The 346-nt window shown below is 73.1% G+C and carries 1 pseudogene (cut by a window edge); it reads right to left on the minus strand.

Features of this window, described 5'->3' with window-relative positions:
* Positions 1–346: pseudogene (locus tag D471_RS32375) on the minus strand (PucR family transcriptional regulator ligand-binding domain-containing protein) (its annotated part continues 614 nt past the right edge of the window); the annotation flags it as partial.

Below are 346 nucleotides of genomic sequence, written 5' to 3' on the forward strand. Positions count from 1 at the left end.
AGTCCCGTCCCGCTCTCACGCAGCCGTAGGACCAGCCCGACCAGTTCGCGCCCCTTGAGCGGCACGCCGACCGCCCGCGCCCGGACCAGTGCCTCCTCCGGGTCGGAGTAGGCGCGGTCGATGATGCCGGAGATGATCGTGCGGTGCGTCTGGCGCTCCAGGCTCTCCTGGTGGCGTTCCAGCAGCCGGCCGAGTGCCAGGGTGGTGGCGGCGCGTTCGATGAGCATGCTCTGACGCCCGGTCGGGGTCGCGCCGGCGATGAGGATCAGACGCCCCCAGTCCTGGCCGCGCGCGCCGACGGTGGTGACCAGCCAGCCGGTGGTGGGGGCGTGGACGGTGTGGCTGG

The sequence above is a fragment of the Nocardiopsis lucentensis DSM 44048 genome (assembly GCF_000341125.1).
Taxonomy (GTDB): Bacteria; Actinomycetota; Actinomycetes; order Streptosporangiales; family Streptosporangiaceae; genus Nocardiopsis; species Nocardiopsis lucentensis.